21 protein-coding genes are annotated in these 24,744 nt (G+C 64.3%); 18 read left to right on the forward strand and 3 right to left on the reverse strand.

Annotated elements, in window-relative coordinates:
• The first annotated feature begins 948 nt into the window (after nt 1–948).
• Both IPG97_09450 and IPG97_09455 read left to right on the forward strand, forming a co-directional pair.
• Nucleotides 949–5,631 carry an RHS repeat-associated core domain-containing protein gene (locus IPG97_09450; protein ID MBK6856750.1) on the forward strand — a complete coding sequence of 1,561 codons (4,683 nt, stop codon included), beginning with the start codon at nt 949–951 and terminating at the stop codon, nt 5,629–5,631.
• 455 nt (nt 5,632–6,086) lie between these two features.
• Nucleotides 6,087–6,926, forward strand: coding sequence for an ADP-ribosylglycohydrolase family protein (locus IPG97_09455; GenBank protein ID MBK6856751.1), 840 nt, complete (start codon nt 6,087–6,089; stop codon nt 6,924–6,926).
• 102 nt (nt 6,927–7,028) lie between these two features.
• Here IPG97_09455 and IPG97_09460 read toward each other — a convergent pair whose 3' ends face one another.
• Nucleotides 7,029–7,856 carry an ABC transporter ATP-binding protein gene (locus IPG97_09460; GenBank protein ID MBK6856752.1) on the reverse strand — a complete coding sequence of 276 codons (828 nt, stop codon included), beginning with the start codon at nt 7,854–7,856 and terminating at the stop codon, nt 7,029–7,031.
• Between the two features lie 75 nt (nt 7,857–7,931).
• Between IPG97_09460 and npdG the strand changes: the two genes are divergently transcribed.
• The 16 genes from npdG (at nt 7,932) to IPG97_09540 (ending at nt 22,645) form a co-directional block, all read left to right on the forward strand.
• Nucleotides 7,932–8,648: an NADPH-dependent F420 reductase gene (gene npdG, locus IPG97_09465; protein ID MBK6856753.1), complete on the forward strand. Its 717-nt coding sequence runs from the start codon at nt 7,932–7,934 to the stop codon at nt 8,646–8,648.
• A 14-nt stretch (nt 8,649–8,662) separates the two neighbouring features.
• Nucleotides 8,663–9,784: a cysteine--tRNA ligase gene (locus tag IPG97_09470; GenBank protein MBK6856754.1), complete on the forward strand. Its 1,122-nt coding sequence runs from the start codon at nt 8,663–8,665 to the stop codon at nt 9,782–9,784.
• Nucleotides 9,785–9,909: 125 nt separating this feature from the next.
• Complete coding sequence (locus IPG97_09475) at nt 9,910–10,866, forward strand: 1-acyl-sn-glycerol-3-phosphate acyltransferase (protein MBK6856755.1); 957 nt, start codon at nt 9,910–9,912, stop codon at nt 10,864–10,866.
• Nucleotides 10,867–10,923: 57 nt separating this feature from the next.
• The gene (thrS, locus tag IPG97_09480; GenBank protein ID MBK6856756.1) at nt 10,924–12,939 is read left to right on the forward strand and encodes a threonine--tRNA ligase; all 2,016 of its coding nucleotides are present in this window, start codon (nt 10,924–10,926) and stop codon (nt 12,937–12,939) included.
• Nucleotides 12,940–12,977: 38 nt separating this feature from the next.
• On the forward strand, nt 12,978–13,523 hold the full coding sequence (locus IPG97_09485) for an HIT domain-containing protein (protein MBK6856757.1): 546 nt from the start codon (nt 12,978–12,980) through the stop codon (nt 13,521–13,523).
• 61 nt (nt 13,524–13,584) lie between these two features.
• Nucleotides 13,585–14,106 (forward strand): hypothetical protein, encoded by a 522-nt coding sequence (locus IPG97_09490; protein ID MBK6856758.1) that lies wholly within the window; start codon nt 13,585–13,587, stop codon nt 14,104–14,106.
• A gap of 172 nt (nt 14,107–14,278) precedes the next feature.
• Nucleotides 14,279–14,989: a CDP-alcohol phosphatidyltransferase family protein gene (locus tag IPG97_09495; GenBank protein MBK6856759.1), complete on the forward strand. Its 711-nt coding sequence runs from the start codon at nt 14,279–14,281 to the stop codon at nt 14,987–14,989.
• A 6-nt stretch (nt 14,990–14,995) separates the two neighbouring features.
• Nucleotides 14,996–15,880 carry a phosphatidylinositol mannoside acyltransferase gene (locus IPG97_09500; protein ID MBK6856760.1) on the forward strand — a complete coding sequence of 295 codons (885 nt, stop codon included), beginning with the start codon at nt 14,996–14,998 and terminating at the stop codon, nt 15,878–15,880.
• A 1-nt stretch (nt 15,881) separates the two neighbouring features.
• Nucleotides 15,882–17,009 (forward strand): glycosyltransferase family 4 protein, encoded by a 1,128-nt coding sequence (locus IPG97_09505; GenBank protein ID MBK6856761.1) that lies wholly within the window; start codon nt 15,882–15,884, stop codon nt 17,007–17,009.
• An 89-nt stretch (nt 17,010–17,098) separates the two neighbouring features.
• The gene (locus IPG97_09510; GenBank protein ID MBK6856762.1) at nt 17,099–17,416 is read left to right on the forward strand and encodes a LemA family protein; all 318 of its coding nucleotides are present in this window, start codon (nt 17,099–17,101) and stop codon (nt 17,414–17,416) included.
• Nucleotides 17,417–17,435: 19 nt separating this feature from the next.
• Nucleotides 17,436–18,344, forward strand: coding sequence for a M48 family metalloprotease (locus IPG97_09515; protein ID MBK6856763.1), 909 nt, complete (start codon nt 17,436–17,438; stop codon nt 18,342–18,344).
• A gap of 195 nt (nt 18,345–18,539) precedes the next feature.
• Nucleotides 18,540–19,643, forward strand: coding sequence for a DUF3048 domain-containing protein (locus IPG97_09520; GenBank protein MBK6856764.1), 1,104 nt, complete (start codon nt 18,540–18,542; stop codon nt 19,641–19,643).
• A gap of 85 nt (nt 19,644–19,728) precedes the next feature.
• Nucleotides 19,729–20,637, forward strand: a complete 909-nt coding sequence (gene pdxS / locus IPG97_09525) for a pyridoxal 5'-phosphate synthase lyase subunit PdxS (protein ID MBK6856765.1) — start codon at nt 19,729–19,731, stop codon at nt 20,635–20,637.
• Between the two features lie 100 nt (nt 20,638–20,737).
• Entirely contained in the window at nt 20,738–21,298 is a 561-nt protein-coding gene (gene pdxT, locus IPG97_09530; protein MBK6856766.1) for a pyridoxal 5'-phosphate synthase glutaminase subunit PdxT, read from the forward strand.
• 79 nt (nt 21,299–21,377) lie between these two features.
• Nucleotides 21,378–22,124 carry a YebC/PmpR family DNA-binding transcriptional regulator gene (locus tag IPG97_09535; GenBank protein ID MBK6856767.1) on the forward strand — a complete coding sequence of 249 codons (747 nt, stop codon included), beginning with the start codon at nt 21,378–21,380 and terminating at the stop codon, nt 22,122–22,124.
• A 56-nt stretch (nt 22,125–22,180) separates the two neighbouring features.
• On the forward strand, nt 22,181–22,645 hold the full coding sequence (locus IPG97_09540; protein ID MBK6856768.1) for a peroxiredoxin: 465 nt from the start codon (nt 22,181–22,183) through the stop codon (nt 22,643–22,645).
• Between the two features lie 7 nt (nt 22,646–22,652).
• On the opposite strand, the gene IPG97_09545 is transcribed toward IPG97_09540, so the two are convergent.
• Together IPG97_09545 and IPG97_09550 are read right to left on the reverse strand one after the other, a co-directional pair.
• The gene (locus IPG97_09545; protein MBK6856769.1) at nt 22,653–23,522 is read right to left on the reverse strand and encodes an ABC transporter permease subunit; all 870 of its coding nucleotides are present in this window, start codon (nt 23,520–23,522) and stop codon (nt 22,653–22,655) included.
• On the reverse strand, nt 23,519–24,595 hold the full coding sequence (locus IPG97_09550) for an ABC transporter ATP-binding protein (protein MBK6856770.1): 1,077 nt from the start codon (nt 24,593–24,595) through the stop codon (nt 23,519–23,521). The genes IPG97_09545 and IPG97_09550 overlap by 4 nt, the downstream gene beginning before the upstream one ends.
• Nucleotides 24,596–24,744: the final 149 nt, after the last annotated feature.

Genomic DNA, 24,744 nt, shown 5'->3' on the forward strand with positions numbered 1-24,744 from the left:
TGACCGCGAGATCTTCTCGCTGCCGCGTGTCCCTAGCCGTGAATAGTTGCTCAAGTACCCGGATGCGGGTGCCGATGTTGGTGGGATGTCTCGTGTGAAGGTGGGTTTGGTGTCGTCTCTCTCTCTCTCTCTCTCTCTCGTGGTGATTCGGGTCGTGTAGGGGTCCGGTTTTGGTTGGTGGTGGTGGGGTTGGTGGCGGGTTTGGTGGTGTTGGTGCCGGGCCGGGTGGGGGCTGCGGTTGATCCGGGGGTGGGTGCTGAGGGGGCGCCGGAGTTGTGGTGTTCCTCGTCGCAGCGGGTGGCGTTGGAGGATGCTGGGTCGGGGGAGTGGACGCCTTTGCAGTGGGTCACGGTGTGGGTTCCGGCGGGTGCGTCGTTGTGGGCGGATCAGGAGGGTTCGGGTTTTTCGACGGCGGAAAGGTCGCATACGTGGCTGCAGTTCGATAGTCATATTGAGGTTTATAAGACGTCTGATCTTGATGGTCCGAGTCATCCTGATAATCCTTTCTCGTTGAATGTGGCCACGGGTGGTGTTCTGGGAAAGTTTGATCTGCCCAGTCATGTGGGGTATGCGTATACGAATGATACGGGTGTTTCGCAGCGGTTCACCATTTCGATCAAAACTAGGCGTGGGTTGGGTGGTGCGGATTTGAAATGGTCGGCGGGATTTACGGTGACGGGTGGGGCGCCGTATGTGCCGCCGGGGTGCCCGAATGGGTTGATTGAGGAGTCGGAGTCATTTGGGGCTAATCCGGCTTTGTGTTTGCCGTGTGCGATTCAGCAGGTGTTTGGTGATCCGGTTGATACCCGGACTGGTAATCAACATATGGGGTTGGAAGGGTTGGGGGTTTCTGGTCGGGGCGGCGGGTTGAGGTTTGATTTGGCGTATAACTCGTTGGGTTCTGGGGTGGATCGGGGGGTGGGGTTTGGTTGGTCGTCGGTGTTGTCCATGGCGGTGACCGCCGATGGTGTGGATCGGGTGGTGACTCAAGAGGGCGGGTCGACGGTGCGGTTCTCGCCGGATGGTTCGGGTGGTTGGGTGGTGCCGGACCGGTTTAGCGCGTCGTTGGTGGCGGCGCCTGGTGGTGGCTGGTTGTTCACGAGGAACCATTTCGAGAGGTTCCGGTTTGACGCGGCAGGACGCCTGGTCGGGTTTGGTGACCAGTTCGGGAACGAGACCACCATTGCCCGTGATGGTGGTGGGCAGGCGTTGTCGATGGTGGACGAGGCGAACCGTCAGCTGGTGTTTGGTTGGAATGCGGGCAGGTTGGAATCGGTGACTGACGGAACTCGCTCGATTGGTTTGGTATATGATGGGGCTGGTGACCTGGTCAGGTTCACCGATGTTGGTGGTGGTGTTTGGTCGTACACCTATGAGGGGCACCGGTTGAAGTCGATGCGCAAACCTCGCCACGACGGTGGAGCGGCTGGGGATGTAGTTGCTAACACCTATGACCATTTGGGTCGTGTTGCTACCCAAACCAATGAAAATGGTGAGCTGATTAGGTTCGAATATTTTACGCCGGTGCGGGGTGCGACCACGATCACTTCAGGGTCGGGTCGTAAGCGAATCGACTACTACAACACTGCGGGTGTTCACACGTCCACGGTGTCGGCCCCCGGAACTGCAGTCGAAACGGTCACCACGCTGGTCCGCGATCCGGACACGTTGGCGCTTGAGCAGGTCACGTCTCCCAGCGGGGTGGTGGTGTTTGAGAATGATGCTCGTGGGAATCGGGTGATGGCCCGTGATGCGTCGGGTCGGGTGACGCGTTGGACCTACAACTTGTTTGATCAGGTGACGTCGGTGTCGGTGGGTGAGACGGGGGCCCCGTTGCTGGTGTCGACGGTGGGGGTGGTGACTTCGACGGTCGCCTATAACGCGGATGGTATGCCGGAGACGGTGGTGGAAGCCGCTGGCACTCCTGATGAGGCGGTGTCGTCGTTGGTGTATGACCCGGTTCATCGCGAGGATTTGCGTGAGGTGGTCGATGGTCGGGGTGAGCATTGGCTGTACACCTACGACGAGTTGACTGGTGATTTGGTGTCGGTGACGGACCCGGAGGGCAACAAGACGTCGATGGACTATGACTCGATCGGGCGTCTGGAGTGGGTGGTGGCCCCGAAAGGCAATTTGGCTGGCGCAGATCCGCAGTTGTGGAAGACGACGGTGGTGTCTGATGCGTTTGGTCGGGTGATCGAGGAGACCGATCCGTTGGGCAACCGGGTGAAGACAGGGTTCGACGCCAACGGGAACATGATCCGGGTGGAGACCGGCTTGTCAGCGACGGTCACCACAGGTGACGTGACCACCTATGGCTATGACGCCGTGGATCGGCTCACGTCGGTGGATCCACCCGGTCCCGGTGCCCGCACCTATTCCTATGACGCGGATGGTCGCAGAGTGGGGTTCGTAAACGAGTTGGGAGAGCAGGGCGGGGCTTGGGCCTATGGCTATGACGGTCTGGGGCGTTTGGTCTCGCAGCGCGACCCTGCCGGGGAGGTCACCTCCTATGGCTGGGATGGTGAGGGCCGGTTGGGGACGATCACCCAACCCGGCGGCAACTGCGCTGTCTCACCCAAGACCGGGTGTGTGACCTACTCGTATGATCCGGCGGGGCGTCCGGTTGGGGTGGATTACGCGGATCCTGGGACTCCTGATGTTGAGAACATCACCTATGACGTGATCGGCCGCCGTACCCATGCCAGTCGGGGCGGTGACACTGAGATGTGGGTGTGGGATCAGCGTTCCAGGTTGAAGTCCCACACCGATGTGAACGGCCGTTCCACTGGTTATGGCTGGGATGACATGTCGAACCTGACGTCGATCTCCTACCCCGGTCAGTCCACACCCGTGACGAGGGCCTTCGACGGGGCCGGCAGGATGGTGTCGGTTACGGATTGGGCGGACCGGCTCACCACGTTTGGTTATGACCAGAACAGCAACTGGTCCGAGACGGTGTTCCCGGTGTCGTCGCAGAACCGTGACGTGTACAGCTTTGACCGGGCAGATCGGATGGTCGGTGTCACCTGGAACCGCGGCTCGACAATGCTGGGCAGCCTCGCGTATGGGCCCCGCGACCTGAAGGGCCAGGTCACCACCGTCACCGGGACCGGCGTGGTCGCTGGTCAGAACCGGTCGTGGTCCTATGACGACCGGGACCGCCTCACTTCGACTGGGACGGAGGGGTTCGGGTTTGATGCGGCTACGAACCTGGTGGATGCGGATGGTGTGTTGCAGGTGTTCGACCCCGCCCAGCGCTTGTGTTGGACATCGCAAACCGTCGAGGGTGGTGATTGTGGGACCACACCTGAGGATGCGACCACCTTCGGTTATGACGCCCGCGGTAATCGGACGTCGATGACGTTCGCGTCGGGTGCGACCGCGACGTATGGGTTTGATGCCGAGAACCGCATGACGTCGGCGGTGTTGCCGACGACATGGCAAGACGACACTGTCCGCCAGTACGTCCCCGTTTCTGCTACCCGTGTCGCGGACAGCGCGGCGGGCACCGGTACTTGTGATGGGGTGCCGTGTGCCCGTATCGCCGCTGGTGATCCGGTGGCGGTGAAGGTTGTTGGTGTTGGTGGTGTCCCGGCTACGGGGGTGACGGCGGTGGTGGTGTCGATCGTCGCATCGGGCACCACATCGGATGGCTGGTTGGAGGTGAACCCGGCCGGGGACGCCGCGGCCGGAACCCTTCCACTGAATGCCGGGCAGACGTCGGCTCAGACGGTGACGGCGAAGGTCGCCGCCAACGGCACCATCGTGCTCGCTTCTGATGTTGGGGTGGATGTGTCGGTCGATGTGGTCGGCTACTTCCGGGCGCCGTCCCCGTGGGTTCCGGCGTTGAACTACTGGCCGGTTACTCCTGCTGTTACCGCCGAATCGGTCTCGGGTGTCGGGACTTGTGATGGTTCGCCGTGCGGGACCCTGCCTGCTGGTGAAACCGACATCGCGACCGCTGGTCACGGCGGCATCCCCGCTGCTGGGGTGAACGCGGTGACGGTGTCGATCGTGGCCCAAAACTCCACTGGCGGCCACGTACGGGTCGCCCCGAACGGGATCGCATCAGCGGGTGAGTTGTCGTGGGAGGCGGGGAGTGTCGGGGCTGCTGGTGTGTTCACGGTTCCGTTGACCCCGGACGGGTCGATCACTCTCAACACCGCTGGTCCCACCAGCATTCGTGTTGCGGTCACCGGGTACTGGAAGATCCCCACCGGAACCGACACCGGGCTCGGCTTGGATCTGCTCGATGCCCCCACCCGCCTCGTCGACACCACAAACGGCACCGGGACCTGTGACGCAAACCCGTGTGGCACTCTGCAAGCGATGAACCCTGTCGACGTTCAGGTCACCGGCCAGGGCGGACTCACTGGTGATATCACTGCGGTGATGGTTTCGGTGACCGCGATCGACCCGACCGCGGCTGGTGTCGTCGGTGTCGGCGCACAAGAGGGTGAGCTCGATGGTGGGATCGTGGTGTTCGACCCCGCCCAACACGCGTCCACCACCATGATCGTCGCCCTCTCCGACACCGGAACCATCACCGTCGGGTCATGGACCGAAACCGATGTGGCAATCGATGTGATCGGCGTGTTTCGGGCCCCGACCCGCACCTACCGTTACGAATACGACACCACCGGAATGCGCACCGCGAAACAACTAGACAACACGGCTGGTGCCGGTGCCGAGTGGCGTAAAGAACACACCTGGACCGCCGGAACCGGCCTCCCGCTACTGCTCGCGGAGCATCAAGGAGGCCAGAGCACGTATGTGATCTACGGTCCTGGTGGGACACCGATCTATCAGATCAACAAAACCGGTGAAGTCATCTACCTCCACCAGGACCACCAGGCCTCCACAAGACTCACAACCAACGCCAACGGCACCACCCGCAACACCATCACCTACAACGCTCACGGCGAAATCACCGCCAACACCAACTGGTGGCTCGAACAACCGCTCAACGGCTACACAGGCCAATACCACGACACAGAAACCGGCTACATCTACCTAAGAGCCCGCCATTACGACCCCACAACCGGCCAATTCACAACCCTCGACCCACTAGTCGCAATCACCGAAGAACCCTATGGATACGTCTACGGTAACCCATCCAATTTTGGTGATCCTTTGGGTCTAGGAATCGACCTGCCTGGGAATTTTTGTATTCAGTATGGACCATCGGATGAGAGCTGTAATACAATTACCGACGAGATACGAGATGAGCACCCTGAAGCGGCACAGGAGGTCGTAGATTTTTCGAGCGGGGTGCTCGAGGTAAACCCCATAACTGCGACTACGAACGCAATCGGGGCGACCAATACTGGCCAATGTGCGGATGAGGGCTCAGGCTGGTTTAAGGCGGGGGTGATGTCGATGATGCTTGTGGACTTCCTGTCCTTCCCTGTTATCGGACAGGGTGGTGGAATAGTCACTCATTGGGGGGCGGACTCACCTTGGGTTATGAATGGTGGAAAATCCTTCTTAAACTACCTGAAATCTGGAATGCTTGGGAAGGCGAAATACTCTTCGGGAGTAGAGAAGGCAATGGACGCGTCCAATCTGGCATGGCCGAAGGGGTGGGAATGGGTAAAGGGATTTCTTGGTCAGCGTGTTGTTAAATGACGCCGACATCGGAGGTAGTGTTCCATACTGCGGCAGCATTATTGTCCGTAAAGTGTCTATATCAAATTGGAGTTGGAATGGTACACTTCCGGGCTGGTGTTCGTGGCGTTCGAATCAATGTGTCGCCTGTTGTGGCTATTGACCCGCCGCTAATTCTGATCATTACATTCGTTGCTGCTGGAGTTGATGATCCAATATTGCCGTGGCCGGTGGTGATGGCAATGCTTACTTCTGTCGTGGCTGGATCGTATTTGTCGTGGGGTGTGCTTTATCGTGCTGGATTGCTATGTGGTTTTCGCGCTCGGGCCAAAGGTGCGTCCGACAAGACATGAGGGTCCTTTGGTCATGGCGGTGATAGGCTTGTTTGGCGCATGGCATTGGCCTACTCCGGACGTCTGGCGACGTATGAGTTTTGACAGTGCGACACAGTTCCGACCGTCCTCCGGTGAGCCGAGATGTTGGTAGAGTTGGCGATCGCCGATGCCTATGGTGCTGGATTCGAGTTCCGAAATGGGTTCTATATACGTACGTTCAATAGGCTGGACCGATATCATCGGCCAGCCTTGAGTTTAGCTAAACCTGGTAGATACTCCGACGATACGCAAATGACACTTGCCATAACGGAGGCGCTCCTTTCTGGTGAATTGTGGTCACCTGATCTCATTGCTGACTCATTTGTTCGAGTTTTCAAGCGGGATCCCCGAGGTGGATATGCGCCTCGGTTCGGGCGCTTTTTGCAACGCGTCACGGATGGTGATGACTTCCTTGCACGAATTCGCCCCCAAAGTGATCGTAGTGGTGCAGCGATGCGAGCTGGTCCGATCGGTCTGATTGCCAATGTTGAGGAGCTGTTGTGGTGCGCTGAGTTGCAGGCGCGAGTTACACATGACACGCCAGGAGGCGTTTCCTCGTCCATGGCGGCAGCCTTGATGGTTCACTACTTCTTCTACAAGATTGGTGCGCCTGACAGATTGGCGGAGTTTGTTGCCGAGTACGTGCCAGGGCCCTGGAGAATGCCATGGAAGGGACGAGTGTCAATGAATGGAGTTGACTGTGTTAGCGCTGCGCTCACGGCGGTTTCACGACACCGATCGCTTGCTGAATTGCTGCGCGGGTGCGTCGACCTTGGCGGGGACGTCGACACAGTAGCGACTATTGCTCTCGCATCGGCATCCTGGTCAGTGGATTACGACAATGATATTCCAACAGTACTTATCGAGGGACTTGAATCAGGTCCATTTGGTATCGATTACCTCAAGGAGTTGGACCAGCAGATCATGACACTCGTTTGGTAGGCTGTTGCGTTTCCAGCACCCGGCGAGCGGTGAACGGCCATGAAGCTTAGGTCACTCATCAAACGCACTGACTGCTGGAACCCGCCGTTGTCATCGGTGCGTTCAGTCGGCGTCTGCTGGCTGGTCTGGGGTTGACCAGGCTCGGTAGCGGTTATCGGTTACTGCAAGTTCTACGGTGATTCCGAAGGTTTTGGACAGGGACTTGGCGGTGATGGTTGTCGGGAGTGGGCCTGATGTAACCGTGGAGCCATCGCGCATCAACATGGCGTGGGTGAAGCCTGGTGGGATCTCTTCTACGTGGTGGGTGACCAGGATCACCGGCGGGGTCTGGGGGTCGGCCGCCAAGCGGCCGAGTCGGCCCACCAGCTCTTCGCGGGCACCCAGGTCGAGACCGGCGGTTGGTTCGTCCAGAATCAACAGATCGGGGTCTGTGGCCAGGGTGCGAGCCAACTGAACCCGTTGTCGTTCACCCGAGGACAGGGTGCCGAAGCGCTGGCGGGCGAGGGCGCTGGCTCCGACCGCGTCCAGTGCGTCGGCGGTGCGGGCCCGGTCGATCTCGTCGTAGGTGTGCCACCACGGTTCCAGGGCGCCTCGGCGGCCGGTCATCACCACATCGGCGACGGACAGGTTGGGCCGGAACTGGTCGGCCAGAGCGGGGGAGGCGACCCCGATGCGGGTCCGGAGCTGGCGGACGTCGGTGTGGCCTAGACGCTCGCCCAGCACGGTTACCGACCCGGTTGTCGGGTGCTCCCACAAGGAAGCGATCCGAAGCAGGGTGGTCTTGCCGGCCCCGTTGGGACCGAGCACGACCCACCGTTGCCCAGGTTCCACCGTCCAGTCGATGTCGCGCAGGATCCGTTGCCCGTCGCGGACCAGGGACACTCCGCGAAGCTCGACGGCCGGCTCGGGGGGAACGACGGCGTCGGGCATCAACGCACGGTATCGGGGCGCTGACTCGGCCCGGCTACCTGAGGTAACCGTGGAGGTTGGCCCTAGGGTTGCGCCGTGCAGATCGGCATCCTTGGAGGTACCGGACCCGCGGGCAGCGCTTTGGGCGTGCGCCTGGCATCGGTGGGGTTCGACGTGGTCATCGGCTCTCGGTCCAAGTATCGGGCCATGGAGGTGGTCGACAAGCTGCACGAGCAGTGGCCAGCGCTGAACCTGTCGGTGACCGCCGGAGACAATGCCGCGGCCGCGGCGGCCGACGTGGTTGTCATCGCCACGCCGTGGGACGCCGCCTACGGCACCGCCACCTCGGTCGCCGACGCCCTCGACGGCAAGGTCGTGATCTGCATGGCCAACGCCCTCACCCGCATCGGCAAGGAGTTCCAACCTCTGGTTCCGCCCCGGGGTTCGGTGGCCGCCAGCGTGCAGGCCGCGGTGCCGGGCTGTCGGGTGGCGGCCGGTTTCCACCACGTTCCGGCCAAGGAGCTCGGGGATCTCGATCACCCGATCGAGTCCGACGTGTTGATCTGTTCGGACTTCCCTGATGCCACCGAGGTGACCTCGGCGATCGTGGCGGCGGTGCCCAACATGCGTCCGCTCGACGCCGGCGGCCTGTCCCAGGCCACCCCAATCGAGTCGTTCACCGCCGTTCTCCTCCAGCTCAACGTCCACTACCGGACCAGGGTGGCGGTCAAGTTCACCGGTATCCCCGAGCCGCAGCCGGTCGGTCCGGCGGAGGCCTCGCCCGAAGCCGCAACCGGGACGGAGGAGGCGTGATGACCCCCGAGCCCATGCGCCTCTACGACACGGCCCGACGGGAGATCGTCCCGTTCGAACCGGGTCCGGTGGTCACGATGTACACGTGTGGCATCACCCCCTATGACGCCACCCACATCGGTCACGCCGCCACCTACCTCACCTACGACGTGCTCCAGCGTCGGCTTCGCGACCGCGGCCACGACACCCGCTGCGTCCGCAACATCACCGATGTCGACGACGACCTCCTGCGCAAGGCGCGGGAGCTGGGAGTGCACTACCTGGACCTGGCGGCGGGGGAGATCGCCCGATTCGATGCCGACGTGGAAGCCCTGGGTCTGTTGCCGTCGTGGAGCGAACCGCGGGCGACGTCGGCCATCTCCGACATCCGCGGGTTCATCGGGATGGTGTTGGACCGGGGCCACGCCTACGAGTCCGGCGGTGCCGTCTACTTCGATGTCGCCTCCTGGCCGGCCTTCGGTGAGATCAGCCACTACGACACCACCGAGATGTTGGACCTAGCGGCCCAGCGGGGCGGAAACCCTGACGACCCCAACAAGCGCAACCCCCTCGACTTCGTGTTGTGGCAACCGTCGGCCCCTGACGAACCGGCATGGGAATCGCTGTGGGGTCCGGGCCGCCCCGGCTGGCACATCGAGTGCTCGGCGTTGGCGCTGCGCGAACTGGGCACCACCATCGACCTGCACGGCGGTGGCAGTGACTTGATCTTCCCCCACCACGAGTGCGAGTCGGCCCAGTCCGAGGCCGCCACCGGAGAGCCTTTCGTGCGCCACTGGATGCACCAGGCCATGGTGCGGATGGACGGCGAGAAGATGTCCAAGTCGCTGGGCAACCTGGTGTTCGTGAGCGAGCTTCGCAAGGAGTGGGACCCTCGGGCCATCCGGCTGGCCACCCTTGCCCACCACTACCGGACGCCGTGGGAATGGCACGACGAGGTCATGCCCCAAGCGGCGGCCCGCCTGGCGGCTTGGGAGAAGGCCGGGAGTGGCGACGCTGCCCTCGATGAGGTGCGGGCCGCGCTCGACTCAGACCTGGACACCCCGGCCGCCGTTGCCGCCATCGACGCCGCAGCGGCCACGGGGAGTGGTGTATCGACCGCTGCCCGGCTTCTTGGCGTGGAAATGACCATGGATTGATCCTGACACCCCGTCAGAAGTCGTGACATCTTCTGGTGTCACGATCAAATTCATTGCAGTCTCATCCACTCTGACGAAAACTGGTACGCACCGCGGCGCCAGATGAGGCATGATGAAGGTCCGCTATGACTTCGGAAGACGTAGGAAAGCTGTACCCGGTCGCCAAGGCCGTGCTCACACCGATCTTTCGCGCCGCTTGGCGGTTCGACCTCCAGGGTTTGGAGAACATTCCCGCGGCGGGGCCGGCCATTCTGTGCCCCAACCACACCTCGGTGCTGGACTCGTTTTTCGTTCCCGCCATGCTTCCACGACGGGTCAGCTATGTGGGCAAGGCCGAGTACATGGACGACTGGAAGACCCGCCGTCTGTTCCCGGCTCTGGGCATGATCCCCATCGACCGCAGCGGTGGAGACGCCGCCGAACGGGCACTGGCCACCGCTCAGCGCCTCCTCGAACAGGGCGAGCTGTTCGGCATCTACCCCGAAGGCACGCGGTCGCGTGACGGCCGTCTCTACCGAGGCAAGACCGGCCCGGCCCGGCTGGCGCTGCGTACCGGCGCACCGATCATCCCCATCGGAATCCGTGGCGCCCGAGACGTCATGCCGCCCGACGCCAAGTTCCCCAGGCTGCGAATGCCGGTGACCATCACCTTCGGGCGCCCGATAGACGTCACCCGCTACATGAGCCGAGCCGATGACCACATGGTCCTGCGCCAGATCATCGACGAGGTCATGTACGAGATCCGAGAACTGTCGGGTCAGGAATACGTGAACGAGTACGCCGCCGGCCGCAAGCCAGCCCCGGTCGAGCCGGTCATAGACCTTCGTCCCACGCCCGAACCGGCGGCAGAGGCCGAACTGCGCCCGGTACCAGCTCGCAACGGCAGCGGTGGAGCCAACGGCCACACCGGAACCAACGGCCACAACGGCCACAAGAACGGCCACTCCGAACCAGTGGCGGCTCCGGCCAACGCGGACGGCGCCAGCGACGCCGAGGACAGCGAGTTCGTACGAGCCACCCGGCCCCGGTCCTCGGCCGACGTGCTGCGCAACCCGCCGCGGCGAGCCCACCTCACCACCTGACGGCCAGGGGCCGAATCCACCTTCGGGGAGGGGTGGGCGAACGCCTACCATCCGACGATGGCCGACATCACGATCAAGCTGCCCGACGCGTCGCAACGTTCGGTTCCAGCGGGGACAACGGTGCTCGGTCTGGCCGAATCGATCGGACGCCGCCTGGCCAAGGACGCCGTGATCGGCGTGGTGAACGACACCGAACGCGACCTGAACTGGGTGCTCCAAGATGGCGACGAGGTCGAGATCGCTACGGCGGGATCCGAACGAGGGCTCTACACGATTCGCCACTCCACCACCCACGTGATGGCCCAGGCCGTGCTCGAACTGTTCCCCGGTGCCACCTTCGCCATCGGGCCACCGGTCGAAGACGGCTTCTACTACGACTTCGAGCTCCCGGCCGGTCCCGATGGCCGGGCGGGGACGTTCGTTCCCGAAGACCTCGAACGGATCGAAGCTCGTATGCGCGAGATCCTCGCTCAGGCCCAACCATTCGTGCGCGACGAGATCCCCGAGGACAGGGCCCGTGAGGTGTTCGCCGGGCATCGCTTCAAGCTGGAGATCATCGACGGTCAGACCGACGACCCCATGTCGGCCACCGCCGCGGGCGTGGTGCGTACCTATGAGAACCCTCCCACCGAACCGTGGGCCGAGCCGCCCTTCGCCGGCTACCCCGGGTTCGTCGACCTGTGCCGAGGCCCCCACGTCCCCGACACCGGCCGCTTCCTCGGGCACTTCAAGCTGATGCGGGTGGCCGGCGCCTACTGGCGCGGCGATGAACGCAACCCGATGCTCCAACGCATCTACGGCACGGCGTGGGCCACCAAGGCCGATCTCGAGGCCCACCTCCACCGCTTGGAGGAGGCGGCCAAGCGAGACCATCGAAAGCTGGCCACCGAACTCGATCTGTTGAGCTTCCCCGAGATGTTGGGCGGTGGTCTGGCGGTGTGGCACCCCAAGGGTGCCATCGTGCGCAAGCTCATGGAGGACTACAGCCGTACCCGCCACCAAGAGGGCGGCTACGAATTCGTCTACACGCCCCACATCGCCAACGGTCGTCTGTACGAGACGTCGGGTCACCTCGACTTCTACGCCGAGGGCATGTACCCGCCCATGGAGATGGACAACGGGCGCTACTACCCCAAGCCCATGAACTGCCCGATGCACAACCTGGTGTACGGGTCGCGCCAACGCTCCTACCGGGAGCTGCCCCTGCGCCTGTTCGAGCTGGGGTCGGTCTACCGCTACGAGAAGTCCGGCACGCTCCATGGGCTGATGCGCATCCGGGGCTTCACCCAGGACGACAGCCACATCTACTGCACGCCCGAGCAGGCCCACGACGAGATCCGCAGCCTGCTGGGCTTCGTGCTGTCGGTGTTGCGCGCCTTCGGGTTCGACGACTTCGAAGCCAACCTGTCCACCCGACCCCCCGAGAAGTCGGTGGGAACCGATGAGGGGTGGGCCGCGGCCATCGATGCCTTGCGTGCAGCCCTGGAAGCCGAAGGTTTGGACTACGAGGTCGATGAAGGCGGCGGCGCCTTCTACGGACCCAAGATCGACGTCAAGGTCAAGGACGCCATCGGGCGGAGCTGGCAGCTATCCACCATCCAATACGACTTCAACATGAACGAACGCTTCGACCTCACCTATGTGGGGGAGGACGGCAAGCACCATCGGCCGATCATGTTGCACCGCGCCCTGTTCGGGTCGGTGGAGCGATTCTTCGGCGTGTTGCTAGAGCACTACGCCGGTGCCTTCCCGACCTGGTTGGCCCCGGTCCAGGTCCGGGTCCTGCCGGTGCGCGACGACCACGACACCTACGCCGCCGAGGTGGTCGACGAGCTGGCTGCGCTGGGCATCAGAGCCGATGGCGTCGACGCGGACGAGAAGTTGGGCAACCGGATCCGCAAGGCCAAGGGCGAGAAGATCCCCTATGTGCTGGTGGTGGGTGACGACGACGTGGCGGCCCGAACCGTGGGTGTGAACCCGCGCGGCGGTGAGGTGGAGCGAGGGGTTTCCCTCGACGTGTTCGCCCAGCGGATCGTGGACGAGGTGGACGACCAGGTCCACCTGGCTCGGTGAGCGGCACCGATCCCACCGCTCCCGCTGGGCCCGGGGGAGTGCCAGCGGCTGGGGGCGGACCCACCCCCGCACTCGGGCGGCTGTGGGCCGGGTGGCGGACCACCTACATCACCCGGGTCAGCGACGACGACGCCGAGGTGCGGCCCGACATCGAGGGACGCTCGCTGTTCGAACGGATCCTGGCCAGCGATCTGCCCGACCGGGAGTCTGGAGTGCTGCACCGTGGCGAGCGGTGCTTCGCCGTCCTCAATGCCTTCCCCTACGGCTCGGGTCATCTGATGGTGCTGCCCAACCGGGCGGTGGCCGACCTGGCCGACCTAGACGCCGATGAGTCGGCCGAGCTGTGGTCGCTGGTGCACGCCGCGGTGGCGGCCATCCGGGCTGCCTATCGGCCCGATGGGGTGAACGTGGGAGTCAACCTGGGTGCGGGTGCCGGCGCCGGTGTGCCCGACCACCTCCACGTCCACTGCCTGCCCCGCTGGTCGGGTGACACCAACTTCATGACCGCAGTGGCCGAGACCCGGGTCCTGCCCGAACCGCTGGTCACCTCGTGGGACAAGCTGACGTCGGCTTGGCCGACCTGAGGAGGTCGCCATGGCCGCCGCATTGGGCTGATGGCCTCGAGCCTCGGTACCGTCAAGGGTGATGGCAGAGGTTCCCCCAGACGACGAGGTCAGAGACGAGCTCCCAGAGGACCTCAACGCGTCCGAGTTCGTCGGGCCCTACGTGTTCCCCAACAACAACCGCCGTCGGGTTCCCGGCTACCTCTACATCGGCATCGGTGCCGCCATGGTGATCGGGTACCTCGCCTTCGGTGAGGATGCCGTGCTGGTGAACGTGGGCTACCTGTGGGGTGGAGTGGCCCTGGTGGCGATAGGGCTCTACCACTTGTTGGCGGGCTGGAACCTAGATGTGGATGAGCGAGATGCCTTGGTGGCCGCCACCGAACAGGTCGGCTTCCCAGTCGGTCACGCATCGGCTCAGTTGGGTTGGCGGGGTCTGGCCAGCCGCCCGACTTGGAGGATCCTCCTCTACTCGGCCGAGAACCCGCCGACCCGCCGTGGTCTGGTGATGGTCGACGGGGTCGATGGAGCCATCGTGGACTGGTTCACCGAGGACAACCCCGAAGACTGGTCCGACCTAGACGGTGACCTGACCCAGACCTGAGTCCCTGCGGCGGGCCGACGAGTGAGTCGGCAGGGAAGTCGGCGTGGGAGGCGGCCCAGCCTCGGGCGGAATGAAATGACGGGTGAACTCGGTTTGGCGCGACTAGACCTGTGCAAGAACAGGTAAGGGTGCTAACTTCTGCAAGCAGATTCGTCCCTTCGGAGGAAACACCATGTTCGACGGTCACTTCCGTGCCGACGCCGAACGCAAGCTCAAGCCAGTCGGCCAGCAACTTCACGGCACCGGCATACGCGCCGACCACCTGACGATGCTCGGCGTGGCCATGGCTTTCGGGGCATCGGTGGCCATAGGCATGGGCGCTCTTCGCCTCGGGCTGCTGCTACTAGCTCTTACCGCCCTGCCCGATGTGCTCGATGGCGCGGTGGCCAAGGCGTCGGGTACCGCCTCGCCTCGGGGTGCGTTCTTCGATTCCGTGGCAGACCGCTTCACCGACGCACTCATGTTCATGGGTGTGGCCTGGTACCTGGCTACGAACCACCCGGGACGGATCGCCCTGCTGCCCATGGCGATCATGGCGCTGTCGATGCTGATCTCCTACGAGCGGGCCAAGGCAGAATCCCTAGGCTTCGATGCCAGAGGCGGGCTCATGGAGCGGGCCGAGCGGATCATCGCCCTGGCTCTCGGTCTGTTGTTCAGCCAGTTCCTGATCCCGATCCTGTGGGTGATGCTGGCCGGCACCGCGCTCACCGCCGTCACCCGGTTCATGAAGGTGTGGAACCAGGCCACGGCATCGGTCCCCACCCTGGCCGAACGCTCAATGGACCGCCCGCGAACCCGTGTACGCAACCGACAGGATCGTCGAGTGGCACGCTCCACCACCCGCCAGGTGCGGCGCCGCACCCAACTTCGCCCGCCTCGCTGACGCTCCTTGGCCATCGAACCGGCCTACGCCGCCTATCGCTTCGGAAGCGCGGTAGCGCGCGCCCTGCCTGAGCGAGCGGTCGGCCCGTTTTCCGCCGGCGTCGGCCGCCTGGCGGCCCGTGTGATGGACGACCGACGACAGATGGTCCGTCGCCACCAACTCCGGGTCCGTCCCGACCTGACCGAGGAGGAGCTCCAACGGGCAGTACGAGCCACCTTCGCCCACTACACCCACTACTGGGTTGAGTCCTTCCGCTTGCCGGGAACTCCGCCGGCGGTGTTGGACGATCGCCTGCACACCGAAGGCGCGGATCACATCTTCGCTGCCCTCGAAGCCGGAAAGGGCTGCATCTTGGCCATGCCCCACCTCGGAGCCTGGGAGTGGTCGGCGTTCTGGCTGACCTCGTGTCACCACGTACCGGTGACGGCCGTGGTCGAGGCGGTGGAACCTCCAGAGCTGGCGGCATGGTTCGTGGGATTGCGATCCAAGCTCGGAATGGAGGTCGTCCCCCTCGACGCCCACGCGGGCACCACCGCGGCCAAGGCCCTCAAAGCCAACCGGGTCCTGGCTCTGCTGAGCGACCGCGACGTGGCCGGCGGAGGAGTGGAGGTCGACTTCTTCGGCGAACGGACCACCCTGCCCGCCGGACCTGCCACCCTCGCCCTTCGTTCGGGTGCGCCCATAGTTCCCGCCACCACCTACTTCGACGGCAACGTGCACTTCGGGGTGGCCCGGCCTCCGCTCGACACGACACGTCAGGGAAAGCTCCGCGAAGACGTGGCTCGCATCACCCAGGCCATGGCCCACGAGTTCGAAGCCATGATTCGACGAGCACCAGAACAATGGCACCTGCTCCAGCCCAACTGGCCCAGCGATCACGAGGTCCGCTGAGGTGCGGGTCGGACTTGTTTGCCCGTACAGCATCAGCGTTCCCGGAGGCGTGCAGGAACAGGTGCTCGGCCTGGCCCGAGCTCTTCGATCACAAGGTCACATGGCCCGCGTTCTCGCTCCGTCGGATGGACCTCCCCCCGATGGATGGGTCACCCCGCTGGGCAACAGCGTCCCCACCGCGGCCAACGGTTCGATTGCCCCGATCGCACCGGATCCATCAGCCCAACTCCGGCTTATCCGAGCTGTACGAGACGAAGGTTTCGATGTTCTTCACATCCACGAACCGATGGTTCCTGGCCCGTGCATGACCGCGTGCCTCATCAAGCCCGCTCCCATCGTCGCCACGTTCCACGCCGCCGGTAACCACGCGTCGTACCAGTTCCTCAACCCGGCCCTGCGTTGGTTGGCCGAGCGCATCGACGTGCGGGCCACCGTGTCTGCTGAGGCTGAGGCGCTGGCCACCACCCACCTCGGCGGAACCTACGAGCGTCTGTTCAACGGCATCGAGATAGATCGCTTCACCGACGTGGACCCGTGGCCCACCGAGGGTCCGACCGTGTTCTTCCTAGGGCGCCACGAGGAGCGCAAAGGGTTGGATGTGCTCCTGGACGCGCTGCCCGGTCTACCCGAGCACATCAGAATCTGGATCGGATCCGACGGACCCGACACCGAACGGCTCAAGGTTCGACACGCCGGAGACCCGAGGATCGAATGGCTCGGTCGTCTCAGTGACCTCGACAAGCGGCGCCGCTTGGCTGCCGCCACGGTGTTCTGCGCTCCGTCGCTGCACGGCGAGTCCTTCGGCGTGGTCCTGTTGGAGGCCATGGCCGCCAGCACCGCCATCGTGGCGTCAAACCTGAGCGGCTACAGGCTGGTGGCCCGTTCGGACCGAGATGCCCTGCTGGTGGAGCCCGGCGACGCCAATGCCCTCGGCGCCGCCATCACCCGAGTGCTGATCGACTCGGACCTGAGAGAAAGCCTCGTGTCCTCTGGTCGAGATCGAGCCGTGGAGTTCTCGATGGACAGCCTCGCATCCCACTACGTCGAGCTCTACCGGCAGGTCACCACCCCCACGGCCCAACCCCGGGGTTGGCGATCGACGCGCGGTAATCGGTCCTCCACCAGATGAACTCCGGCCGGCTGGACCTCCCATAGAGTGGCCCGATCCAACCGTGCGCTCCGAGCAACCGGTGCACGACCATCCATCTTGGAGATCCAGTGATTCCCGTCGTCATCGCCGTGGTCGTGATCATCGCCCTGCTGGTGCTTCTCGACGTCTACTTCTACAAGAGCCTGGTGGGCGTGCGGGCTGAAGTCGACGCCGCGTGGGCAGCCCTGGAGCAGGCCCAGGCCAGCTCGGACCCCGGCCAGGTCGCCACCGCGGCCAAGGTCTACAACGCCTCGGTCGCGGTCTACAACACCAAGATCGAGACCGTTCCCTGGTCGGCCATAGCTCGTCGATTCAAGTTCGAGAGCCGCAAGCCGTTCGCCGCTGGCGGCGAACCGAGCGCTACGACCGGCCCCAACGACTACTGACCCGCCGAGGTCTTCCGACGTGAACGAAGAGGCGAAACGGACCCGCCGCCGCACCGCGGCGTTGGTCATCGTGTTCATAGTGAGCGCGAGCGCCATCACTTGGGCGCTACTGCTCCTGGCCGGATTCGACGGGGTGAAGGTGCCGATGGTGGCCCTGCTAGTCGCAGCCGATGCCGCTGGGTTGGCGTGGCTAGCAGCCGATCGAGTCGTGGTCCGATTCAGTCGAGCTCGAGTGGCCGATGAGGTCACCTACGCCCGGCTCCACAACATCGTGGACGGTCTGTGCATCGCCGGCGGTCTGCCCAAACCGTCGATCCGGCTGATAGTCGACGACGCCCCCAACGCCATGGCCGCGGGTAGAAGCCATCGCCACGCCACGCTCGCGGTGACCACCGGGTTGCTCGAACGGCTCGACCGGCTGGAGTTGGAAGCGGTTGTGGCCCACGAGCTGTGCCGGATCAAGAACAACGATGTGCAGGTGGCCACTCTGGCTGTCTGCCTGCTCGGCCCGCTGGCGCTGCTGTCGGACATGTTGATCCGACTGGCGTGGTGGAACGGTGGTCGACACGGTCACCAAGAACGCCAAGACGGTGCCGCCCGTCCCATTGCCCTCCTCGGATTCGCCCTGTTGGTGTTTGCCCCCGTCGTGTCGCGAATGATGCACCTCGCGGTCAGTCGAAGCACGGAGATAGAAGCCGACGCGGCCGCGGTGGCGATGACCAGGTACCCACCCGGGCTCATATCGGCGTTGGAGAAGATGAGCGGAGAGCCGACGGTGGTGCATGCCGCGGGGCGTTCCACCGCTCACCTTTGGTTGGCGGCTCCGCTGGCCGTCACCGATGAGCAAGGACACCTCGCCCAGTGGAACGTGATGTATGACACCCATCCGCCGTTGGAGCACCGCATCGAGGCCCTCCGCGAGCTCTGATCCAGAACTACCACCCGTCGTGATCCAGTGCTTGGCGTGTGCGGGACCTCTGGTGGCCGCACAGAGACCCGTCTCACCTGGGTGACCAGGAAGAATTGAGAAGGACCCAAGTTCGATCGGCGGATCGAGGCTGAGGAGCCGTGGCCGCCCGGTCCATCCACCACAACTTGCCCGCCGGAGAGCAACCTGTAGTCGATGACCGAGCCCTCGACTTCACGCATCGATCCGCGGATCATCGGCGGGGTGATCGCCGCCGTCGTAGTCCTGATCGGGGCTGTCGCCTTCGCGTTGCGAGGTGGTGACGACGCCGAGCCGGCGGCATCAACCACCACGGCAGCCACGACCACCACCACCAAGGTTGCGACCACCACCGAGCCTGCCTCCGGTCCGGTAGCCCCGCTGACCGGTCTCAAGGTGGCCGACCCCGCGCTGGTGAACCGGCCCGCGCTGGTGGCCAAGATCGACAACTTGGACCGGGGACCTGAGTCGGCACTACCCCAGGCCGGGGTCTCCCGGGCCGATGTGGTGTTCGAGGAGATCGTCGAAGGCAACATCACGCGCTTTGCTGCCGTGTTCCATTCCAAGGCCCCTGGCCGGATTGGCCCGATCCGCTCGGCCCGCACCACCGACGTCATCCTCCTGCCCCAACTCGGCCCGGTCTTGTTCGCGTGGTCGGGCGGGAACGACGGCGTGGTCGGTGAGGTGCGTCGATCGCCGTTCTTGCTGGACGTGGGGCATGATGCTGCCAGCTCGTCGTACTCGCGCGAGCCCGGGCGGCGAGCGCCCCACAACTTGTTCGTGGAGGCCGACGAACTGTGGGGCCGGCGGCCTGAAGCCACGGCCCCACCCAACCCGATCTTTCAGTTCCGAGCCGATGACCAGCCCCCGTCACCGCTGGCCGAACCAGCCCAAGGTGTGCAGCTTGGTTGGGGTGGAGGTTCCAACTCGTCGCCGGTGTCATGGCACTGGGACCCCGGTACACGCCTGTACCTGCGATCCCAGAACGATCGAGAGCACAACGCCGCCGACGGCACGCGGGTCAGCGCCGCCAACATCGTGGTGATGGTCACAGAGTACGGGCGCAGCGCGGCCGACACCCGGTCACCCGAGGCCCACACCGTCGGCGAGGGCGAGCTGTTCGTCTACACCGATGGCAAGGTGGTGTGGGGTAGATGGACCCGCTTGGCCCAGGATCAGCCCGCCACACTCACCGACCGATCCGGAAACCCGATCCTGCTGACGCCCGGGAATACCTGGGTCGAGCTTCCCCGCAGTGGCGGGGTCACCACCATCAACTGATCGAAGAGTCCTGTTGGCCATACCGGCAGAGTCACCCCGTTTTTGGGCTTCTGCCGCGCCGATGGGCATCCCTACACTGGACACCATGTCCGCCACCTCTTCCTCCCCGAATTCCGCCGCCGAGACCGGTACCAGGCTGGTCAAGCGGGGCCTGGCGGAGATGCTCAAGGGCGGCGTGATCATGGACGTGGTCGACCCGGAACAGGCCAAGATCGCCGAGGACGCCGGTGCGGTTGCGGTCATGGCTCTGGAACGGGTGCCCTCCGACATTCGCCGTGACGGTGGCGTGGCCCGCATGTCAGATCCCGAGATGATCGAGGGCATCAAGGCCGTGACCACCATCCCGGTGATGGCCAAGGCCCGAATCGGTCACTTCGTCGAAGCCCAGATCCTCGAGGCGCTAGGCGTCGACTACGTCGACGAGTCCGAAGTCCTCACCCCAGCAGATGAGGCTCACCACATCGACAAATGGGCCTTCACCGTTCCCTTCGTGTGCGGTGCCACCAACCTGGGTGAAGCCCTGCGCCGGATCAGCGAAGGCGCCTGCATGATCCGCTCCAAGGGCGAGGCCGGAACCGGCAACGTGGTCGAGGCCGTCCGTCACCTTCGTTCAATCACCGGCGACATCCGCAGGATCACCCAGGCCGACAGTGCCGAGCTTTTCGACTGGGCCAAGAAGCTCCAGGCCCCGTTACCTCTGATTCAAGAGGTGCACCAGACGGGCAACCTCCCGGTCCCGTTGTTCTGCGCCGGCGGTCTGGCCATCCCCGCCGATGCCGCGTTGGCCATGCAACTCGGGGCTGAAGCTGTGTTCGTAGGGTCGGGGATCTTCAAGTCCGACAACCCTTCGGCTCGGGCCAAGGCCATCGTCGAGGCCACCACCCACTACAACGACCCGGCCATCCTGGCCAAGGTGAGCCGTGGTCTGGGTCGGGCCATGCCGGGCTTGGAGATCGGCTCGCTCGAGCAGACCTTCGCCGATCGGGGTTGGTGACCGAACTTGCCTCGTCGTTCCGTCCGTTCCGCCCGCTCCTCCAACACCGCTTCCGACGGCCCGAGCCCGTCGGAACCTCCAGGATCGGTCACCGGTGAAGATCGGACTGCTGGCTCTACAAGGAGCGGTCGGCCCTCACGCTGACGCATTTGCTGCTCTGGGCGCCGTCACCGTCGAGGTGCGTACGCCCGAGCAACTGGGTGATGTCGACGCACTGGTGATCCCAGGCGGAGAATCCACCACGATGTCCAAGCTGCTGGCCTCGTCGGGGTTGGCCGCACCCCTGGCCGAACGCCTGGCCGGTGGCATGCCGGCCATGGGTACATGTGCCGGCATGATCGTTCTGGCAGACACGGTGTTGGACGGTCGTGCCGATCAACGCAGCTTCGCAGCAATCGACATCACCGTTCGGCGCAATGCGTTCGGCCGCCAAGTCGACTCCTTCGAAGCGGACCTGGCGGTGGCCGGACTGGATGAGTCGTTCCACGCTGTGTTCATCCGGGCCCCCTTCGTGGAAGAGGTCGGCCTCGACGTCGAGGTCCTGGCTTCGGTGGATGGCCATCCGGTCCTGTGTCGAGCCGGATCCGTTCTGGTCTCGGCCTTCCATCCCGAGTTGACCGATGATCTGCGCATCCACCAGATGTTCCTCTCGATGACCTGACCTGATCACCCATATCCCCCACATGGCCTAGACCATGTCGGTCCTCACCGGACCACAACAGAACCGCCGAGGAGGCTCCATGTCCGGCCATTCCAAATGGGCAACCATCAAGCACAAGAAGGGCGCCACCGACGCCAAGCGGGCCAAGGTGTTCGCCAAGTTGATCCGCCAGGTCGAGGTTGCCGCCCGCGAGGGTGGCCCCGACCCCGAGATGAACCCTTCGCTTCGGACCATGTTCCAAAAGGCCCGCGACCAGTCGGTACCGCTCGACACCATCGAGAAGGCCATCAAGCGAGGCTCGGGCCAACTCGAGGGAGTCGCGTACGAGTCGATCACCTACGAGGGGTACGCCACCGGTGGTGTCGCGCTGCTGGTAGACGTCCTGACCGACAACCGCAACCGAAGCGGATCAGACGTGCGGAGCGTGTTCACCAAGCGCGGCGGTTCTGTCGCCGAGCCTGGCGCGGTGGCGTGGCAGTTCGACCGCAAGGGGACGATGCTGGTCGATGGCAGCGTCGATGAGGACGACCTCATGATGGCCGCCGTTGATGCCGGCGCCGAGGACATCGTGCGTGAAGGAGACTTCTGGCGGGTCACCACCGGCCCGACCGATCTCCACGCCGTTCGGACCGCGGTGGAAGAGGCCGGTTACAAGGTGGAGGAATCCGACCTCACCATGGTCGCCCAGAACCTGGTGACCCTGGACGACAAGGGCGCGGCCAAGAAGGTCCTAGACCTGGTAGACGCCCTCGATGATCTCGACGATGTCCAAGCGGTTCACGGCAACTTCGACATCCCCGACGAAGTCCTCGCCGAACTGGCCTGAGTCAGGTGCCAGTCGGGGGCGCGGGTGGGCCGAGGGCATCCGTTAGGGTCCGTGCCATGGCTCTGTCCTCCGGCGATCGTGCACCTGACTTCGAGTTGGCTGGGGTGCGTGATGGCGAGCGATCCACCTATCGGCTCTCGGACTTGCGGGGGGCTCCGGTGGTGCTCGTGTTCTACCCCGGAGACTCCACGCCGGTGTGCACCCGGCAACTCAACAGCTACAGCAAAGACGTGGCCCAGTTCGAGGAGTTGGACGCCCAGATTCTGGCCATCAGCCCACAGGGCCTCGACAGCCATGAGGACTTCGCCACCGAGCAGAACGGCTTCGCCTTTCCGCTGCTCGCCGACGAAGCCAAGGATGTGGGCCGTGCTTACGGGGTGCTGGGCCCGGTCGGCTTCTACCGTCGATGCGTCTTCGTGGTCGATGGGGCCGGGTTGGTCACCTACGTTCACCGCGGGTTCGCCGGGGCCACTTTCCGTCGCAGTGAGGAACTGCTGGCCGCTATCCGATCAGCAGTCTGACCGCTGGTCACACGCCGTCGGCGACACCCAGGAGGCGGGATCGGCTGACGGCGCGCATCCCGCGGGCGAGGCCGAAGCCGGCCACGATCCAAGCCAGCCCACCCAGGTAAAGACCCGCAGCCTGGGCGCCGAACAGGGCGCCGGTGCTCTGGCTGTAGGCGATGCCGATCATCGGAAGTGTCACCAGCCCAGCGGCCTGTTGGGCAGCGGCCGTGCTCTTCACCCGGGCCGACAAGCGCAACACGATCGACAGCGTCAGGGCCAGAAACGGTGGAACCACCCACAACATCAGCACCCACCAGTGAGGCGTGGGGAAGAACCATCCGCCCACTTCTGGTCCCACGAAGAGGTTGACCACCAAGGAGTAGATGCCGAAGCCGATGATGGTGGTCACGTAGCCGGGAAGGAGGCTGGCGAGGAGCTTGCCGAGATAGATCTCGTGCTCGTGGGCAGGGGAGTGGGCCAGGAACTCCCCGGTGCCACGTTCTCGTTCACCGACGATGGTCGACGCGCCGATGGCCGTCGAGATGGTCAGGGGCACCACGATCGCCACCGGGGCCAACAAGAACACGGCCAAGGCGTAGGCGGTGCGGCCCTGGTCACTCTGTCCTTCGATCTGGGCCTGCGCGGACTTGGGTAGCACCTTTAGCGTCTGGGACATCTGGGAGACGACCTCGACGTTGCCGATGCTGGTGATCGACAGGAGGAGAACGGTGGGGATGAACAAGAAGAAGATGGCGCCCAAAAGCACCATCGGCATCCAGAATCCCTTGTCTTCCAGGAGCTGACGCATGTCGGAACGGGCCACGATCAGCACCCGTCCCCAGTTCAGGTTGCGCCAGCCCGGTTTCGTCGGAGCTGAGGTCGGTTCGGTCACTGGGTCTCCTCGGAGCTCGGCCATCCGGTTAGGGCTGCCACCTGTCGGTGTCTGTCGGTGACCACCTCCGCCCCCGACGGAGTGAGTTGGCGTCCGCCGTCGTCGGCGATCGATTTCTTGGTGCGGACCGCGAAGTACAGGTCTTCGAGGGACGGCTCGATCAGCTCGACCCTGGTGAGACGCACCCCACGGGTAACAAGTTCCCTCACCACATCTGGGGTGTGGTGGTCACCGTCGAGGTGAAGCCGAACACGGTTCGGATCGGAATCTGGTTCCACGAGGCTGACTCCCCCGATCTCAGCCGCAGTGGCGAACATCTCGGGGTTCTCGGCCCCGACGAGCACGACGGTGCCGGGCCAGAACTGGCGGGTGAGTTGGCTCGGGGTCCCCGCCACCAGGTCTCGTCCGTCCTCCATCACCACCACGGTGTCGGCCAAACCTTCTGCTTCCAGCAGGAGGTGCGTGCACATGACGACCGTCCGGCCGTTGTCGGTCATCTCCCTGATCATCTCCAACACGGCGTGGCTGGACTCGGGGTCCAGGCCCGACGTCGGCTCGTCGAAGAGCAGCAGGTCTGGTTGGTGGAGGATCGACCGGGCCAGAGCCAGCCTGGTCTTCATGCCCGTCGAGAATCCACCGACGCGCTGGTCCAAGGCGTGGTCGATTCCGAAGCGGGCGGCCGCCTCTCGGATGCGGGCATCCACCGATGGTCCGCGGCCGAGGCCGTAGAGCTCGGCGGCGTAGGCCAGGTTGGAATGGGCATCCAGCCGGTCGTAGAGCGCGGGCTTGGCCGAAACCACCCCGCAGCGGAGCCGCACCTGCTCACCGTGACGGGATGGGTCGAGGCCGAAGGTACGCACCGTTCCACTGTGGGCGTCCAAGGCTCCGGTGATCATGCGGATGGCGGTGGTCTTGCCAGCGCCGTTGGGGCCGAGAAGAACGGTGATCCGATTGGAGGGGACCACCAGGTTCAGCCCGGCCAGGGCGTGGACGCTTCCGAAGCTTCGCTTGACGTCGACGAGCTCGACCACCGGATCGGGTGGGGATGCGGTTCTTGGGGAGGCGCTCGACATCAAACTCTCATCGGCTCCGGGGCGGCCTACTTGACCGGCTTGGGGAAGGTGGGCGTCATTCTCACACCCACCGACCCTGGGGATTGGTCAGGGTCTCCGAGCCCTGCCACAGAGATCCGGACTCGTCTCTGCACTCATCGCTCGGCATG

The organism is Microthrixaceae bacterium (assembly GCA_016702505.1).
Classification (GTDB): Bacteria; Actinomycetota; Acidimicrobiia; order Acidimicrobiales; family Iamiaceae; genus Aquihabitans.